Here is an 18253-nt window from a genome sequence, read left to right on the forward strand (position 1 = left end):
AAAACGAAGTTGATCTTTGAAAACTGAACAACGAGTGAGCGGGTTTCACGTCAAGTGAAATCTAAGAAATAAGTCAGTTTCAAAATGAGCAAGTCAAACACTTTATTGGAGAGTTTGATCCTGGCTCAGGACGAACGCTGGCGGCGTGCCTAATACATGCAAGTCGAGCGGACTTGATGGAGTGCTTGCACTCCTGATGGTTAGCGGCGGACGGGTGAGTAACACGTAGGTAACCTGCCTGTAAGACTGGGATAACTAGCGGAAACGTTAGCTAATACCGGATAATTTATTTTCTCGCATGGGGAGATAATGAAAGACGGAGCAATCTGTCACTTATAGATGGACCTGCGGCGCATTAGCTAGTTGGTGGGGTAACGGCTCACCAAGGCGACGATGCGTAGCCGACCTGAGAGGGTGAACGGCCACACTGGGACTGAGACACGGCCCAGACTCCTACGGGAGGCAGCAGTAGGGAATCTTCCGCAATGGACGAAAGTCTGACGGAGCAACGCCGCGTGAGTGATGAAGGTTTTCGGATCGTAAAGCTCTGTTGCCAGGGAAGAACGTCCGGTAGAGTAACTGCTACCGGAGTGACGGTACCTGAGAAGAAAGCCCCGGCTAACTACGTGCCAGCAGCCGCGGTAATACGTAGGGGCAAGCGTTGTCCGGAATTATTGGGCGTAAAGCGCGCGCAGGCGGCTATTTAAGTCTGGTGTTTAATCCTAAGGCTCAACCTTAGGTCGCATTGGAAACTGGGTAGCTTGAGTGCAGAAGAGGAGAGTGGAATTCCACGTGTAGCGGTGAAATGCGTAGATATGTGGAGGAACACCAGTGGCGAAGGCGACTCTCTGGGCTGTAACTGACGCTGAGGCGCGAAAGCGTGGGGAGCAAACAGGATTAGATACCCTGGTAGTCCACGCCGTAAACGATGAATGCTAGGTGTTAGGGGTTTCGATACCCTTGGTGCCGAAGTTAACACATTAAGCATTCCGCCTGGGGAGTACGGTCGCAAGACTGAAACTCAAAGGAATTGACGGGGACCCGCACAAGCAGTGGAGTATGTGGTTTAATTCGAAGCAACGCGAAGAACCTTACCAGGTCTTGACATTCGAATGACCTGGTACAGAGATGTACCTTTCCTTCGGGACATTCAAGACAGGTGGTGCATGGTTGTCGTCAGCTCGTGTCGTGAGATGTTGGGTTAAGTCCCGCAACGAGCGCAACCCTTGATTTTAGTTGCCAGCACATGATGGTGGGCACTCTAGAATGACTGCCGGTGACAAACCGGAGGAAGGCGGGGATGACGTCAAATCATCATGCCCCTTATGACCTGGGCTACACACGTACTACAATGGTCGATACAACGGGAAGCGAAGCCGCGAGGTGGAGCCAATCCTATCAAAGTCGATCTCAGTTCGGATTGCAGGCTGCAACTCGCCTGCATGAAGTCGGAATTGCTAGTAATCGCGGATCAGCATGCCGCGGTGAATACGTTCCCGGGTCTTGTACACACCGCCCGTCACACCACGAGAGTTTACAACACCCGAAGTCGGTGAGGTAACCGTAAGGAGCCAGCCGCCGAAGGTGGGGTAGATGATTGGGGTGAAGTCGTAACAAGGTAGCCGTATCGGAAGGTGCGGCTGGATCACCTCCTTTCTATGGAGAATCGTTTCCTGCAACGGAAACATTCAAATAGCTTCTATAAGAAGCACAACGCTCACTCGTTGGTCAGTTTTGAGAGTTTAACTCTCAAAACGACTGAGTCAAATCAGTCATTTGATCCTTGAAAACTGGATATACGAAACGAAATTTGCGTTTTAGAAACATTCCTTTAAGCTGAACTTGTGTCAAAACAAGTTTAAATAAGTAGTGTAGGTTAAGCTACTAAGAGCACACGGAGGATGCCTAGGCACTAGGAGCCGAAGAAGGACGTGGCGAACAACGATACTGCCTCGGGAGCTGTAAGCAAGCTTTGATCCGAGGATGTCCGAATGGGGAAACCCGGCTGGATTAATACCCAGTCACTCATTGCTGAATACATAGGCGATGAAGAGGCATACCAGGGGAACTGAAACATCTAAGTACCCTGAGGAAGAGAAAACAATAGTGATTCCGTCAGTAGCGGCGAGCGAACGCGGAGAAGCCCAAACCAGGGAGCTTGCTCTCTGGGGTTGTAGGACGTCTCACATGGAGTTACCAAGGATTAGGGTAGGCGAAGAGGTCTGGAAAGGCCCGCTAGAAGAGGTAAAAGCCCTGTAACCGAAATTCTAATCCCTCCGAGACGGATCCTGAGTAGTGCGGGGCACGTGAAACCCCGTATGAATCCGGCAGGACCATCTGCCAAGGCTAAATACTCCCTAGTGACCGATAGTGAAGCAGTACCGTGAGGGAAAGGTGAAAAGCACCCCGGAAGGGGAGTGAAATAGATCCTGAAACCGTGTGCTTACAAGAAGTCAGAGTCCTCTATATGGATGATGGCGTGCCTTTTGTAGAATGAACCTGCGAGTTACGTTTGCAAGCAAGGTTAAGGTGAGAAGCCGGAGCCGCAGCGAAAGCGAGTCTGAATAGGGCGATTAAGTTTGTAGGCGTAGACCCGAAACCGTGTGATCTACCCCTGTCCAGGGTGAAGGTGCGGTAACACGCACTGGAGGCCCGAACCCACGTACGTTGAAAAGTGCGGGGATGAGGTGGGGGTAGCGGAGAAATTCCAATCGAACTCGGAGATAGCTGGTTCTCCCCGAAATAGCTTTAGGGCTAGCCTCGGAAAGAAGAGTCGTGGAGGTAGAGCACTGATTGGGTGCGGGGCCCGCCAAGGGTTACCAAGCTCAGTCAAACTCCGAATGCCATAGACTTATTATCCGGGAGTCAGACAGTGAGTGCTAAGATCCATTGTCAAAAGGGAAACAGCCCAGACCATCAGCTAAGGTCCCCAAGTGTGTGTTAAGTGGGAAAGGATGTGGAGTTGCACAGACAACCAGGATGTTGGCTTAGAAGCAGCCACCATTTAAAGAGTGCGTAATAGCTCACTGGTCGAGTGACTCTGCGCCGAAAATGTAACGGGGCTAAACACACCACCGAAGCTATGGCTTGATGCTTTGCATCAGGGGTAGGGGAGCGTTGTATGCGGATTGAAGTTGGACCGGAAGGACTGGTGGACTGCATACAAGTGAGAATGCCGGTATGAGTAACGAAAAGATCAGTGAGAATCTGATCCGCCGAAAGCCCAAGGTTTCCTGAGGAAGGTTCGTCCGCTCAGGGTAAGTCGGGACCTAAGGTGAGGCCGAAAGGCGTAATCGAAGGACAACAGGTTGAAATTCCTGTACCACCGTAAGCCGTTATGAGCAATGGGGTGACGCAGGAGGGTAGTGACGCGAGCTGATGGATGCTCGTCCAAGCAGTGAGGCTGATGTGTAGGCAAATCCGCACATCGATAAGGCTGGGCTGTGATGGGGAGGGAAAATTTATAGTACCGAAGGTCATGATCTCACACTGCCAAGAAAAGCCTCTAGCCAGGTGAAGGTGCCCGTACCGCAAACCGACACAGGTAGGCGAGAAGAGAATTCTAAGGCGCGCGGAAGAACTCTCGTTAAGGAACTCGGCAAAATGACCCCGTAACTTCGGGAGAAGGGGTGCCCCGGTAGTGTGAATAGCACGAGGGGGCCGCAGTGAAAAGGCCCAAGCGACTGTTTAGCAAAAACACAGGTCTGTGCGAAGCCGCAAGGCGAAGTATACGGGCTGACGCCTGCCCGGTGCTGGAAGGTTAAGGGGAGTGGTTAGGGGTAACCCGAAGCTATGAACCGAAGCCCCAGTAAACGGCGGCCGTAACTATAACGGTCCTAAGGTAGCGAAATTCCTTGTCAGGTAAATTCTGACCCGCACGAATGGCGTAACGACTTGGGCGCTGTCTCAACGAGAGATCCGGTGAAATTTTAATACCTGTGAAGATGCAGGTTACCCGCGACAAGACGGAAAGACCCCATGGAGCTTTACTGCAGCTTGATATTGGACTTTGATACGATTTGTACAGGATAGGTGGGAGCCTAGGAAGCCGGAGCGCCAGCTTCGGTGGAGGCGCCGTTGGGATACCACCCTGATCGTATTGGAGTTTAACCTAGTACCGTGATCCGGTACGGGGACAGTGTCAGGCGGGCAGTTTGACTGGGGCGGTCGCCTCCTAAAGAGTAACGGAGGCGCCCCAAGGTTCCCTCAGAATGGTTGGAAATCATTCGAAGAGTGCAAAGGCAAAAGGGAGCTTGACTGCGAGACTGACAAGTCGAGCAGGGACGAAAGTCGGGCTTAGTGATCCGGTGGTACCGCATGGAAGGGCCATCGCTCAACGGATAAAAGCTACCCTGGGGATAACAGGCTTATCTCCCCCAAGAGTCCACATCGACGGGGAGGTTTGGCACCTCGATGTCGGCTCATCGCATCCTGGGGCTGAAGTAGGTCCCAAGGGTTGGGCTGTTCGCCCATTAAAGCGGTACGCGAGCTGGGTTCAGAACGTCGTGAGACAGTTCGGTCCCTATCTGTCGTGGGCGTAGGAAATTTGAGAGGAGCTGTCCTTAGTACGAGAGGACCGGGATGGACGCACCGCTGGTGTACCAGTTGTTCCGCCAGGAGCATAGCTGGGTAGCTAAGTGCGGAAGGGATAAGCGCTGAAAGCATCTAAGCGTGAAGCCCCCCTCAAGATGAGATTTCCCAATTAGTAAGACCCCTTGAAGACGACGAGGTTGATAGGCCTGAGGTGGAAGTGCAGCAATGTATGGAGCTGACAGGTACTAATCGGTCGAGGGCTTATCCAAATATTAAAACGCAAAATTAGTTTCGTATCCAGTTTTCAGGTGATCAAACATCTGAACGATTTTGAAGCAAGCTAATGATTAGCAAGCACAAAATCCCGTTTGGTGGCGATGGCGGAGGGGTTCCACGCGTACCCATCCCGAACACGACCGTTAAGCCCTCTAGCGCCGATGGTACTTGGACCGAAGGGTCCTGGGAGAGTAGGAAGTCGCCAAGCAATAAGAACCACTACCGTTGATCGGTGGTGGTTTTTTTGTTTTTAGAATAAAATAAGAAGAGAAAAACTTACGATAATTTTAAATCACCGTATCGATTACGGTGATTTTTTCGTTTATTACAGTGAAGGCTCTGTAAGGAGCGAACAGATAGATCATCAGACGGTAAGGGGGTATGACCGAGTGCATCGAATTCCGGTGGATCAGAAGGTTGAGAATGTGAAGATTTTTCCCGAGTGGATACAGGAGCATTATCAGGCACTGCAGAAATACTGCCGTTCTCTGACAGGCTCGGTCTGGGAGGGAGATGATCTTGTTCAGGAGGCCTGGATGAAGGTATGGTCTTATGTGCAGGAGAGGCCACTCGCACAGATCCATATATCTCGAGCCTTTTTATATCGTACTGCTCGAAATGCCTGGATTGATCAGGGACGAAGGAGACGCTTAGATACTGTATCGATGCCGATGGAGTCCGAACAGACGGAAGAGTCGCTACGCTCATATCAGCCTTATGATCGTTCTACTCTTCACCAAGTCATGGAGCTGATGATTCAGAAGTTTTCTCCGGAGCAGAGAACCGTCCTTCTATTGATTGATGGTCTGATGTTCACATCGAGAGAAGTATCTGGGATGCTAAATATGACCGAGGGTGCAGTGAAGGCTCTACTGCATCGTGTTCGAGCCAAGTTAAGGGTGCTTACAGCCTCTATGAGCCAAGATGATGATTCAGGGAAGGTAAAGAGACAATATGGCTCATACCCTGCCTCAAAAGTGGATGAGAGCACTGTCTATGCCTATATTAAGGCCTTCCATGAACAAGATGCCGCATCATTACTCTTACTGATGAACGAAGGAAGCAGGGATGTTCTCCCGGCCGTACATTATGTGCATAAGGATAGATCCAGGAAGAAGAGTCATGCCGAGATGAAGACGAATGATTTGATGAGCAGTTATGGTCCTATCCGGAGCATGGCGGCTTAGGCTGTGATGTTGAACCTTTTGGGATGATTAGTCATGAAGCTTGAGATAAGCAACCCTTTTTAAGGAGGCTGAAAGTGATGAGTACAGTGATTCCTTATGTTATAGACCAGACCGCTCATGGCGAACGGTCGTATGATATTTACTCTAGGCTATTGAAGGATCGGATTATTTTCCTGGGTTCGGAAATTAATGATACGGTAGCTAACAGCATTGTGGCACAGATGTTATTTCTGGCAGCAGAGGACCCGGAGAAGGATATTTATTTCTATATCAATAGTCCAGGAGGTTCGACCTCAGCGGGCTTTGCTATCTATGATACGATGCAGTATGTGAAGCCGGATGTGCAGACGATTTGTTCGGGGATGGCGGCATCGTTCGCTGCGATTTTACTATTAGCTGGCACCAAGGGGAAGAGATTCGCGCTTCCGAATAGTGAGGTCATGATCCACCAGCCCCATGGCGGCGTGCAAGGGCAGGCCAGCGATATCGCAATCAGTGCCAGAAGGATTGTTAATATCCGCAGTAGACTCAATGAAATTGCAGCGAAGCGAACCGGGCAGCCATTGGAGCAGATTGAAAAGGATATGGATCGTGACTTTTTCATGACCGCGGAGGAAGCGAAACAATACGGGATTATTGATGACGTTATTCAAGGGCAGCATAATATATAGTCTAGGAAGATGGCCGAACATTTCCAAGTAGTTCTGGGATTGTCTCAAGTGTAGTTATCGCTACAGTGAGACAGTCCCTGTTTGTCTAGTGGCAACTAGACTAACCAATAACCGGAATCAAAATGGAGCGTTTTGGGTAGTATTATGATCATAAAATGTTCGAAATTGCGGATGTGTACGCTGCTGATGGACAGTCGTATGCATGGGGTAGCCTAACCTTTTTTCCTGACACATTTTCTTGACAGCCTATAGGGGCTTTGCTAAGATTGCAATTAATATATTTTCGTAAGTATCAAATTGGCCTTGATTTATAAGGGAATTGGTCGAATGGTAGTTCAAACTAAAGGAGGAAATTTCAAGGTGTGGGAAAGCAAATTTAACAAAGAAGGTTTAACATTTGATGATGTACTACTAATCCCTCGCAAATCGGAAACATTGCCTAAGGAAGTCGATGTATCGACCAGACTTAGCGATAATGTAAAATTGAACGTGCCTTTGATCAGTGCTGGCATGGATACGGTAACTGAATCGGCTCTGGCAATTGCGATTGCTCGCGAAGGCGGTATTGGTATTATTCATAAAAATATGCCGATCGAACAGCAGGCAGAGGAAGTAGACCGGGTTAAACGTTCGGAAAGTGGTGTAATTACGAACCCGTTCTCTTTGACTGCAAATCATCTTGTCTCTGATGCAGAGACAGTTATGGGTAAATTCCGGATTTCCGGTGTACCGATTGTGGATGAGGACAATAAGCTGATCGGTATTTTGACGAACCGGGACTTGAGATTTGTACATGATTACAGCATCAAGATCAGTGAGGTTATGACTCATGAGAATTTGGTGACTGCACCTGTTGGCACAACCCTCCAAGAGGCAGAGGTTATTCTGCAGAAGCATAAGATCGAGAAGCTGCCATTAGTGGACGAGAATAATATTCTCAAAGGTCTTATTACGATTAAAGATATCGAAAAAGCGATCCAATTCCCGAACGCAGCCAAGGATTCACAAGGAAGACTTCTGGTTGGTGCTGCTGTAGGTATCTCCAAGGATATGTTTGAACGGACTGAGGCACTGGTGAATGCCGGTGCGGATGTTATCGTACTTGACTCTGCGCATGGTCATCATATTAACATTATTGAAGCAGTAGCTGATATTCGCAAAAAATATCCTGAGTTGACCATTATCGCAGGTAATGTGGCAACGGGTGAAGCTACGCGTGCACTAATTGAGGCAGGCGCTTCGGTTGTTAAGGTTGGTATTGGGCCAGGCTCGATCTGTACGACTCGGGTTATCGCTGGAATCGGTGTACCGCAGATTACAGCAATCTATGATTGTGCTACAGTTGCTCGTGAATATGGCATTCCGATTATCGCCGATGGCGGTATCAAATACTCTGGTGAGATCACTAAGGCCTTGGCTGCAGGTGGACATGCTGTAATGTTGGGAAGTATGTTTGCAGGTACAGAAGAGAGCCCTGGTGACTCTGAGATTTACCAAGGACGCCGCTATAAAGTCTACAGAGGTATGGGTTCTATGGCTGCGATGAAGCAAGGCAGCAAGGATCGCTACTTCCAAGATGATGACAAGAAGCTGGTTCCGGAGGGTATTGAAGGTCGCGTAGCGTATAAAGGCCCTCTAGCCGATACGATTCATCAATTGCTTGGTGGACTTCGTTCAGGCATGGGCTACTGCGGAGTTAAGAATCTTGAAGAGCTTCGCAACGATACAGAATTTGTACGAATTACAGGCGCCGGACTTCGCGAGAGTCATCCACATGATATTCAGATTACGAAGGAAGCACCTAACTATTCTATTAGTTAATAGATGTATAATATTGGATATAGACAGGCCACGCGGAAATCGCTGGGCCTGTCTTTTTTGCAGGGTGCCCTGTGATAGAATAGACTAAGCAATAATCGAGAATATGAGGGGAGCTTAAGATACATTGAAACTGAAAAGAAAACAACGCGCAATTCCGACTTCTAAACAACCTATGAAACCGCATTTTATTCGTAAAAGTGCTGCTTCTATATTGGTTTTGAATATGTTGTGCTTCTCTCTAGTTCCAGCGATGGCGCTGGCTGAGGGTACACAAACGCAGCAAACGACGAAACAGGAATCGACAACGAAAACGACAGCTCCTGCGAAGGCGTCCGCTCTGCCATCCGTGGAATCTCTCGACTTGAAGGTAAAGTCTGCTATTTTGATGGATGCTACAACTGGACAAGTCCTGCTTGATTTTAATGGTGAACAGCCACTTCAACCGGCGAGCATGACCAAGATGATGACTGAATATATTATTGCGGATTATGTTAAACAAGGTAAATTCAGTTGGGATACTGTTGTACCCGTAGGTAAAAACGCTTCTTTAACCAGGGGATCAAGAATTTTTCTGGCTGAAGGAGATCAACATACGGTAAAAGATCTATATATCGCGATGGCTGTTGGTTCTGCCAATGATGCTACGGTAGCTCTGGCTGAATTTGCAGCTGGCTCGGAACAAGATTTCATAAAGCTGATGAATGAAGAAGCACAGCGTATGGGCATGACTACCGCCCACTTTGCGAACTCCACAGGACTTGATATCGCGGATATGCCGGCTGATTTCCGTACACCTGGCGATCAAGAGACTGTAATGTCAGCTAAGGATGCGGCGATTCTAGCAAAATATATCGTGACGGATCATCCAGACTTTAATCAATTTACGACGATTCAGTCCTATAAATTCCGGGAACGTGACAAGGCGCCGATCGTTAACTTGAACTGGATGTTGGAAGCTAACAAGAGTATTACTAACTTTAAGAAATATGCTTATGAAGGCTTGGACGGCTTGAAGACAGGTCATACTAGCAATGCAGGTAACTGCTTCACTGGTACTGCTGTACGTGATGGCCATCGTCTAATCAGTGTTGTGATGGGGGCAGATGCTAAATCGGAAGCAGCACGTTTCGTGGAGACGCGTAAAGTGCTCGACTACGGCTTTAATAACTTTGAGACGAAACAAGTCGTTGCTTCTAATGCTACAGTAACTGGATCAGAGACAATTAAGGTGAAGAAAGCGAAGGACGTCGATGTTCCGCTGGTGAGCAGCCAAGAAGTAGCCTTCGTCGTTCCGAAGGGTGCAGATGTCAGCAAGGTTGAATCCAAAGTAACGATGACGCCGGAAAGTGCCTCTCTAACGGCTCCTCTTCCAAAGGGAACTAAGGTTGGAACGGTGACTTACAGCTTGAAGCCAGATGGTATGAATCAGACATTGGAGAAGACAGTTGATTTGGTTACTGCTCAGGATGCTGAGAAGGCCAACTGGTTCAAACTTTTCATGCGGGCAATAGGTGATTTCTTCAGTGATCTGTTCCATGGCATTAAGAATTTGTTCTAGAGCGAATAAATTCCGAGTGAATGGGTTGTATATTTTAGGTGACTAATGTAAAATAACAAGTTAGATTATTATCGGGAGGCGTGGAGTTATGGAAACTGGAACATCGAGAGTTAAACGAGGTATGGCTGAGATGCAAAAAGGTGGCGTTATCATGGACGTTATGAACGCCGAGCAAGCTAAGATCGCCGAAGCAGCCGGTGCGACCGCTGTTATGGCTTTGGAACGTGTTCCTTCCGATATTCGTGCAGCTGGCGGCGTAGCCCGTATGGCTGACCCAACTATCGTTGAAGAAGTTATGAAAGTGGTATCCATCCCAGTTATGGCCAAGGCACGGATCGGTCATTTCGTGGAAGCTAAAGTTTTGGAATCGCTTGGGGTAGACTATCTTGATGAGAGTGAAGTACTGACTCCGGCAGATGAAGTATTCCATATTGATAAACGTGAATTCACTGTTCCGTTTGTATGTGGTGCGAAGGATCTGGGTGAAGCACTGCGTCGTATTAGCGAAGGTGCATCGATGATTCGTACGAAGGGTGAACCAGGTACCGGCAACATTGTTGAAGCTGTTCGCCATATGCGTCTGATCAACAGCCAAATCCGTAAAGTACAGAACATGTCCAAGGATGAACTGTATGCTGAAGCCAAGAATCTTGGCGTAGCCTATGATTTGTTGCTTGAAGTCCATGAAGCAGGCAAGCTTCCGGTTGTAAACTTTGCAGCTGGTGGAGTTGCTACTCCTGCAGACGCCGCTTTGATGATGCATTTGGGCGCTGATGGCGTATTCGTTGGCTCTGGTATTTTCAAATCGGATAGCCCTGAGAAGTTCGCTCGTGCGATTGTAGAAGCGACTACCCATTACACGGATTATAAGTTGATTGCGGAAGTATCCAAGAACTTGGGTACACCAATGAAAGGTATTGAAATCTCGAAATTGTCCGCCGCTGAGCGTATGTCCGATCGCGGTTGGTAATATGACTCTAAGACGCGGTTCCAGTTTGTGAATCGCGTCTTAAGTCGATAGCTTGGATAGAGAAAGAAGGTTTGGCCATGAAGGTAGGAGTATTGGCATTGCAAGGTGCTGTAGCGGAGCATATCCGTAGCATAGAGCTTGCGGGAGCAGAAGGCGTTGCTGTGAAGCATCCTGAGCAGCTTGAAGAGCTGAATGGATTGATAATTCCAGGCGGCGAGAGTACGACGATCGGTAAATTGATGCGGAAGTACGGATTTATTGACGCTATTCGGGCGTTCTCGGAGCAAGGGAAGCCGATATTTGGCACTTGTGCCGGACTGATCGTAATGGCCAACGAAATCGAAAGCGGAGAAGAAGCACATCTCGGGCTGATGGATATCAAGGTCTCCCGGAATGCCTTTGGACGCCAGCGTGAGAGCTTTGAGACGGATCTTGATGTAAAGGGACTTCAGGAGCCGCTTCGAGCTGTATTTATTCGCGCGCCATTAATTACAGCAGTAGGAAATGAAGTTGATATTCTGTCGACCCACAATGATGAGATCGTTGCGGCCCGGCAAGGACATTTACTCGTTTCTTCATTCCATCCAGAGCTTACGGATGATTACTCCCTGCATACTTATTTTACAGAGATGATTAAGACTTACCAGGCGGCCGTACAATAAATAGTTGAAGACGCCTTGACTCTTTCCAAGGGTCAAGGTTGTTTTTTGATTGATTCTTGTCGTTTAAGCGATCCCGGCGTGTATTGTTCAGCTTGTAATCGGCACGGCTGCTACGGGATGATTCTAGGAGGGACTATCCATGTTAGATGTTAAAATATTGAGAAATGACTACGCTCGTGTCGAACAAGCTCTTCAGAACCGGGGTAAATCATTGGAGATGATCACCGACTTTTTACCGCTTGACGAGAAACGTCGGGAGCTGCTCCAAGAGAGTGAATCGCTGAAGAACCGTCGTAACACGGTATCTGCAGAGGTTGCTAAACGGAAGAAGAATAAAGAGGATGCGAATGACCTGATCGTAGAGATGCGTGAGGTTGGTGACCGGATCAAGGCTCTGGATGAAGAAGTGCGTGAGCTTGAAGCGAAGATCGATAATTTGACGATGAGCATACCGAACATTCCGCATAGTAGCGTACCGATCGGTACTTCTGAGGATGATAATGTAGAAGTGCGCCGCATTGGCGATCCACGTTCGTTTGATTTTGAGCCGAAGGCACATTGGGATATCGCAACCGAACTTGACATTCTTGACTTCGAGGCAGGAGCCAAAGTAACAGGTTCCCGCTTTACCTTCTATAAAGGCTTGGGTGCGCGTTTGGAGCGCGCTTTGATTAACTTCATGATGGACTTGCATAGCAACGAACACGGATATGTAGAAATGCTGCCTCCATATATCGTTAATCGTGACAGCTTGTATGGGACAGGACAGCTTCCGAAGTTTGAAGAAGATGTATTCAAGCTGACGGAGGAAGGCTACTACTTGATTCCGACAGCAGAGGTTCCGGTAACGAACTATCATCGAGAAGAGATTCTGAATGCCGAAGATTTGCCTAAGAAATATGTGGCTTACAGTTCTTGCTTCCGTTCTGAAGCGGGATCGGCTGGGCGGGATACGCGCGGCTTGATCCGTCAGCATCAATTCAACAAGGTAGAGATGATCAAGATCGTTCATCCAGACTCCTCTTACGATGAATTGGAGCAAATGACGGCGAATGCGGAGCGTGTTCTGCAGCTGCTAAATCTGCCTTATCGCGTGATGGCCCTGTGTACGGCTGACCTTGGCTTTACTGCGGCCAAGACGTACGATCTTGAGGTATGGCTGCCGCAGAGCAATATGTACCGTGAGATTTCCTCCTGCTCGAATGTAGAGGATTTCCAGGGACGTCGCGCTAACATTCGTTTCCGTCCAGAACCGAAGGCAAAGCCAGAATTTGTCCACACCTTGAACGGCTCTGGATTGGCTGTAGGACGAACAGTAGCTGCTATTCTGGAGAATTATCAACAAGAGGATGGCAGTGTAGTGATTCCTGAAGTGCTTCGTCCGTATATGGGCGGCGTGGAAATGATCACTTTAAAGAAATAACTTGATTAAGTCAAAAATTTATGTTAGAATCTGATTTGTTACGCGAATCAGATTCATACTTGGAGAGGTACCGAAGCGGTCATAACGGGGCGGTCTTGAAAACCGTTAGGGTGCAAGCCCACATGGGTTCGAATCCCATCCTCTCCGCCATATTATTAATAACAAACCTTGAAGAAGGTTACTATATTGAACGAGCTGAAATGAGGATGATATATCCTCATTTTTTTGTTGTATAAAGCAGGCGATTTCTTCACAAGTTACAAGTGGATCGATCAATGGAATTGGAGGGAATCACGATATGACCAAGCCTAAAGGGTATACGACACCGGGAACCCAGACAAACCAGAATGACCGTCGCAGGGATGAAAGGGAACATGATGGCCCGGAGCCGCTATCGGGCTCCAAGAAGGTTAAGAATCGCAACCACGTTAGTCATAATAATCCACAAGGCTAGTGTATCAATGAAGATGAGATCGTCTCGACTCCGCCTCAATTTATCCGGCAATCTGCCGGATTTTTTATCTTAAATTCAAATTAACAAGACATGAGACAAAGAAAATGTCATAATATAAGTAGGGACTTGACCATACGAAATGACGTGGGTGGGAGAGAAACTCTAAATTTATACTATAGATGAAAGGTAAGTGATGCGTTTGAACTCTGTAAACCTGGAGACGATCTCTGAGACGGCGAAATCCCAAACGATGATACAGCATAAGCAGAAGTCTGTAGGGAATATCCTGATGAGATCCATCTTTATTGTTGTGGGTGCCATTATTGTCTCAGTTGCGCTGGAGTTATTCCTAGTTCCGAACAAGATAACGGATGGTGGAATCACCGGTATCTCCGTCATGTCCTCTTATTTATCTGGATTGCCACTTGGTATTTTTCTATTTCTTTTTAATCTTCCATTTCTAATTATTGGCTACAAGCAAATCGGTAAGACCTTCGCGTTTTCTACCTTACTGGGAATCTCGATCATGTCTCTTGGTACGGCCTTGCTTCATCCTGTTGATCCTTTTGTACATGATACTCTGCTTGCTTTTGTATTCGGCGGGATTTTGCTCGGTTTAGGGACAGGTATCGTTATTCGATTTGGAGGATCTTTGGATGGTACGGAGATTGTAGCAATTTTGATTTCACGCAAGACGCCATTTTCCGTTGGCGAGATCATTATGTTTTTCAATTTTTTCATTCTTTTAAGTGCAGGTTTTGTATTTGGATGGGAACGAGCATTGTTCTCTTTGTTAGCTTATTATATTGCTTATAAGACGATTGATATTGTGGTGGATGGTCTCAACGAGTCCAAATCGGTTTGGATCATTAGCGATCAAATCGATGAGATCGGATCTGCTATATTGAGCCGCTTGGGCCGTGGCGTTACTTATTTGTCAGGTGAAGGTGGATTTTCAGGTGATCCGAAACGGGTTATATTTTGTGTAATTACTCGCTTGGAAGAAGCCAAGCTTAAAGAAATTGTAAATCATTACGATGAGAATGCTTTTATGGCTGTAGGAAATATCCATGACGTAAAGGGCGGGCGCTTCAAGAAAAAAGCCATTCATTAATGGCTAGGAAGATAGTCCGGCTACGTTGTTTAATAATATGTTAAATTAGGCTGGCTCGGATTAAATCCGAGCCAGCCTATCTGTTTGCGTTATTTATGACGTAACTTCTTGAAAAATTGCTTAAGCAGGTCTGCACACTCTTCTTCCAGAATGCCTGCAGTCAATTCTGTACGGTGATTGAACCTAGGTTCCTGTAGCAGATTCATAAGGGTCCCTCCACAGCCTGCTTTGGGATCAGGAGCGCCATAGATGACATGTGGTACTCGGCATTGGACAATGGCACCAGCGCACATCGGGCAGGGCTCCAGTGTCACATATAGCCGACAATGTAATAATCGCCACGCATCAAGATGTTCACTCGCCTCACGAATCGCGATCATCTCGGCATGAGCTGTCCCATCCCGCGAACTTTCTCTCAGATTGTATCCTCGACCTATAATTTTATCTCCACGAACAATAATTGCACCAATCGGCACCTCCCCAATCGCTTCCGCCTTGCGCGCTTCAGCGATCGCTTCACCCATCCAGTAATCATGGGGAAATGTTGATGCAGGGGGTTCGTGTATTAAAGGTAATGACATGACCATTCAGCTCCATTCATGGTTGTTCAGATAAAATATTCAGTATTTTGTCCAACGAACAAATATTCGTTGTTAACATGTTGTTGATAACACTGTTGATAACTGCGTCTTTATCCCCATTATTATACACATATTAGACTTTAGGGTTGTGCATATGTTCATAACTTGTGCATAACTTTTTTAGATTTGGGTGATAAATCATAGAAATTAGATATTTTTTCTTAATTGTAGATAAAGGAAATAGGAATTTCAACGTCTTTGCAAAATCTTACAATACGGTTATGATGAGGGTAGTAACCATGCGAGATTCGACATTAACCTCAATGTCCTACCAAGAGGTGAGAAGACCATTTGTCCATTAAATCCAAATTATCTATAGTTATGTCTCTTTTTGCTCTAGTTTTATTAACGGTTAACATCGTTCTTAGTTTTCTGTCAACTCGTGACAATCTTCGTAGGGACAGTGAGGCCAATATGATGTTAATTGCTAAGCAAATTGCTTTAGCTGTGGAACAGTCCCGTTCTATAAATGAATATGTGAAGAGAAATGAAGTTGGCAAACAGACGGAGAACGATCCTTCTTTTGAAGGAATGCTTGATATGACGAGTCCGGAGAAAATGGTTAGCGAGTCACTCAGTTCCAACCCTCATCTATTGGAAGTGATGGGTTTCTTCCCAGATGAACCTCATGATCGCCCCAGCATTCTATTTGGCTCGTATGAGTATGCGAGTAATACCAGTCTCTTTGAAGAAGCTAGAGAAGCAGCTTATAGGGGGCAAGCCTACTCAAGGATACAAGGATTAACGGCAAGCGTGTACTGGAGAGCTACATTCCCATCCAGCCGGACAATCAGCGTCCTTATATGATCCGAATCATCTCAAGCTATGAACCGATATCGGCGGCGATAACCAAGCAGTTGATTAATGAGATTGCGATCTCCATTGTTCTCTTGCAGATCGTCGTATTCTCCAGCTATATTCTGGCTGGAGAGTTGATTCGACCTGTGCAAAATATTCTGTATAAGGTGAATCGTTTATCATCAGGGGATTTCCGGGCGAGGATCGAGGTTAAGCGCCAAGATGAACTCGGTGTACTGGGTAGGCAGATTAATATGATGGCGGATAATATGGGTCATTACACGGAAGAGTTACAGCTTAAGAATAATGAAAATCAGGCTATCAAAGAACGTCTAGAATCGATTATCAATCAGATGGCTGATGCGATTCATGTCACGGATTTAAGTGGCGAAATCCTGGAAGTGAATAAGGCGTTCGAACAATTGTATGGCTGGAATAGCGATGAGATTGTTGGCGTTAAGCTCGATTTTGTACCTCATTCTTATCAAGGGAGAGAGAGGGCTGGCTCAAGGAGTTGAGGGATGGGCGTCCATACGTACTTGCTGAGACGGTTCGTCTATGCAAAGATGGAAGGCAAATTAATGTCAGCATCAGCATTTCTCCTATACTCGATGAAGATGGTGAGATCGTATCTTTGATCAGCATTTCCAGGGATATGACCGAGCATAATAAAATGGAGGAACTGCTCAGGCGCGCGGAGAAACTACGGACGGTCGGGCAACTGGCGGCTGGCGTAGCGCATGAAATTCGCAATCCGCTGACTACGCTTAGGGGATTTCTTCAACTTCAACAGCGTGCGCATACTGTGAATGATACACACACGGATATCATGCTCTCTGAGCTGGAGCGGATTAATATGATCGTGAGTGAATTTTTGATTCTGGCTAAGCCGCAGGCCGTTCAGTTTGAAATCAAGGATGTAAGGTATACCGTCGGCGATGTGATATCGCTGCTGGATAGTGAGGCGCATTTACATAATATTGAATTCGAGCACCATTTCTCTACTTCCCCTCTTCTGGTACACTGTGAAGAGAACCAATTGAAGCAAGTGTTCATTAATGTATTGAAGAATGCAATGGAGGCGATGCCTGGGGGAGGACGAATTATACTCCAGGTCGGTAATCATGGCGAGCATCACGTTGCTATTCGCTTCATTGATGAAGGGGAAGGGATATCGCAGGAACGGCTTGATAAGTTGGGAGAACCGTTCTATACGAGCAAGGAGAAAGGGACAGGCCTCGGACTAATGATCAGCCAGCGTATTATAGAAGGCCACAAGGGATTGTTTGAAATCGAAAGTAAGCTAGGTAAGGGGACGACCGTGACGATTACCCTTCCGCGTTTCATTGAAGCGCAAGGAGAGGTAGTTACGTCCACTACAGGAGAAATAGCATAACGGGGTGACCATACAACGGTGAGAATTAATAAATTTATTAGTGAGACAGGATATTGCTCGAGACGGGAAGCAGACAAGCTGGTTGAGTCTGGACAGGTAACAATCAACGGTATGACCGCTTTGCTGGGGAGTCAGGCTGAGCCGGGAGACGATGTAAGGATTAACGGGGCTCCCCTCCAGGAGAAGCCGTCTAAGCATGTCTACATCGCTTTGAATAAGCCTGTTGGGATTACGAGTACGTCAGAGCATCATATCAAAGGCAATATCGTCGACTTTGTCGGACATGAAGAGCGTATTTTTCCGATCGGACGTCTGGATAAGGATTCGGAAGGTTTAATCTTGCTGACCAGTGATGGTGATATTGTTAATAAGATTTTGCGCTCTGAAGGCAAGCATGAGAAGGAATATATCGTGACAGTGAATCGTCCGATTACCCCTTCATTCCTTAAGGCAATGGGGGAGGGGGTCAGAATTCTAGGTGCGATGACCTTGCCATGTCGGATTACAAGAATCTCTGATCGAACGTTCCGGATTATACTCGTCGAGGGCAAGAATCGCCAGATTCGTCGTATGTGTAGCGCTCTTGGGTATGATGTACAGAATCTGCAGAGGATCCGCATAATGAATATTCAGCTTGGATCACTGAAGGTCGGGGCGTGGCGTGAATTGACCGAACCGGAGAAGAGAGAGCTAGGTAGTATGCTGAATTATAAGCTGTAAGTTGTTAATAAGAAAAAGATGGAGCCAGG

Annotated in this window: 14 protein-coding genes, 1 tRNA gene and 3 rRNA genes; 17 read left to right on the top strand and 1 reads right to left on the bottom strand. The window is 47.1% G+C overall.

What is annotated here, in order from left to right:
- Nucleotides 1–102: 102 nt before the first annotated feature.
- The 13 genes from RE628_RS00005 to RE628_RS00065 all read left to right on the top strand — a co-directional run bounded on the left by RE628_RS00005 (nt 103) and on the right by RE628_RS00065 (nt 14669).
- A 16S ribosomal RNA gene (locus RE628_RS00005) occupies nt 103–1656 on the top strand.
- Nucleotides 1657–1874: 218 nt separating this feature from the next.
- Nucleotides 1875–4802: ribosomal RNA gene (locus RE628_RS00010) — 23S ribosomal RNA — on the top strand.
- Between the two features lie 98 nt (nt 4803–4900).
- Nucleotides 4901–5017 (top strand): 5S ribosomal RNA (gene rrf / locus RE628_RS00015).
- The 16S, 23S and 5S rRNA genes sit together here, the layout of an rRNA operon.
- 181 nt (nt 5018–5198) lie before the next feature.
- A complete protein-coding gene (locus RE628_RS00020; RefSeq protein ID WP_309156855.1) occupies nt 5199–5996 on the top strand; it encodes an RNA polymerase sigma factor in 798 nt (265 codons plus the stop codon).
- A gap of 77 nt (nt 5997–6073) precedes the next feature.
- On the top strand, nt 6074–6667 hold the full coding sequence (gene clpP / locus RE628_RS00025; protein ID WP_309156856.1) for an ATP-dependent Clp endopeptidase proteolytic subunit ClpP: 594 nt from the start codon (nt 6074–6076) through the stop codon (nt 6665–6667).
- Between the two features lie 360 nt (nt 6668–7027).
- Nucleotides 7028–8488 (top strand): IMP dehydrogenase, encoded by a 1461-nt coding sequence (gene guaB, locus RE628_RS00030; protein WP_309156857.1) that lies wholly within the window; start codon nt 7028–7030, stop codon nt 8486–8488.
- Between the two features lie 172 nt (nt 8489–8660).
- The gene (locus tag RE628_RS00035) at nt 8661–10046 is read left to right on the top strand and encodes a D-alanyl-D-alanine carboxypeptidase family protein (RefSeq protein ID WP_309156858.1); all 1386 of its coding nucleotides are present in this window, start codon (nt 8661–8663) and stop codon (nt 10044–10046) included.
- Nucleotides 10047–10134: 88 nt separating this feature from the next.
- A complete protein-coding gene (pdxS, locus tag RE628_RS00040; protein ID WP_309156859.1) occupies nt 10135–11016 on the top strand; it encodes a pyridoxal 5'-phosphate synthase lyase subunit PdxS in 882 nt (293 codons plus the stop codon).
- 77 nt (nt 11017–11093) lie between these two features.
- A complete protein-coding gene (gene pdxT / locus RE628_RS00045; protein WP_309156860.1) occupies nt 11094–11678 on the top strand; it encodes a pyridoxal 5'-phosphate synthase glutaminase subunit PdxT in 585 nt (194 codons plus the stop codon).
- A gap of 139 nt (nt 11679–11817) precedes the next feature.
- Entirely contained in the window at nt 11818–13101 is a 1284-nt protein-coding gene (gene serS / locus RE628_RS00050; RefSeq protein ID WP_309156861.1) for a serine--tRNA ligase, read from the top strand.
- A 61-nt stretch (nt 13102–13162) separates the two neighbouring features.
- Nucleotides 13163–13251: transfer RNA gene (locus RE628_RS00055), tRNA-Ser, on the top strand.
- A gap of 148 nt (nt 13252–13399) precedes the next feature.
- Nucleotides 13400–13555 carry a small acid-soluble spore protein P gene (locus tag RE628_RS00060; protein WP_309156862.1) on the top strand — a complete coding sequence of 52 codons (156 nt, stop codon included), beginning with the start codon at nt 13400–13402 and terminating at the stop codon, nt 13553–13555.
- 250 nt (nt 13556–13805) lie between these two features.
- Nucleotides 13806–14669 (top strand): YitT family protein, encoded by an 864-nt coding sequence (locus tag RE628_RS00065; RefSeq protein WP_309159317.1) that lies wholly within the window; start codon nt 13806–13808, stop codon nt 14667–14669.
- An 89-nt stretch (nt 14670–14758) separates the two neighbouring features.
- Here the strand turns inward: RE628_RS00065 and tadA are convergent, their stop codons facing one another.
- A complete protein-coding gene (gene tadA / locus RE628_RS00070; RefSeq protein WP_309156863.1) occupies nt 14759–15256 on the bottom strand; it encodes a tRNA adenosine(34) deaminase TadA in 498 nt (165 codons plus the stop codon).
- Between the two features lie 468 nt (nt 15257–15724).
- Here tadA and RE628_RS00075 point away from each other — a divergent pair, with 468 nt between their 5' ends.
- Genes RE628_RS00075 through RE628_RS00090 form a run of 4 tightly spaced genes read left to right on the top strand, consistent with a single transcriptional unit; the run spans nt 15725 to nt 18224 of the window.
- A complete protein-coding gene (locus tag RE628_RS00075; RefSeq protein WP_309156864.1) occupies nt 15725–16117 on the top strand; it encodes a hypothetical protein in 393 nt (130 codons plus the stop codon).
- On the top strand, nt 16114–16626 hold the full coding sequence (locus RE628_RS00080; RefSeq protein ID WP_309156865.1) for a HAMP domain-containing protein: 513 nt from the start codon (nt 16114–16116) through the stop codon (nt 16624–16626). The genes RE628_RS00075 and RE628_RS00080 overlap by 4 nt, the downstream gene beginning before the upstream one ends.
- On the top strand, nt 16623–17504 hold the full coding sequence (locus RE628_RS00085) for an ATP-binding protein (protein WP_309156866.1): 882 nt from the start codon (nt 16623–16625) through the stop codon (nt 17502–17504). The genes RE628_RS00080 and RE628_RS00085 overlap by 4 nt, the downstream gene beginning before the upstream one ends.
- Nucleotides 17505–17522: 18 nt before the next feature.
- The gene (locus RE628_RS00090) at nt 17523–18224 is read left to right on the top strand and encodes a pseudouridine synthase (protein WP_309156867.1); all 702 of its coding nucleotides are present in this window, start codon (nt 17523–17525) and stop codon (nt 18222–18224) included.
- Nucleotides 18225–18253: the final 29 nt, after the last annotated feature.

The sequence above is a fragment of the Paenibacillus sp. D2_2 genome (assembly GCF_031199965.1).
Taxonomy (GTDB): Bacteria; Bacillota; Bacilli; order Paenibacillales; family Paenibacillaceae; genus Fontibacillus.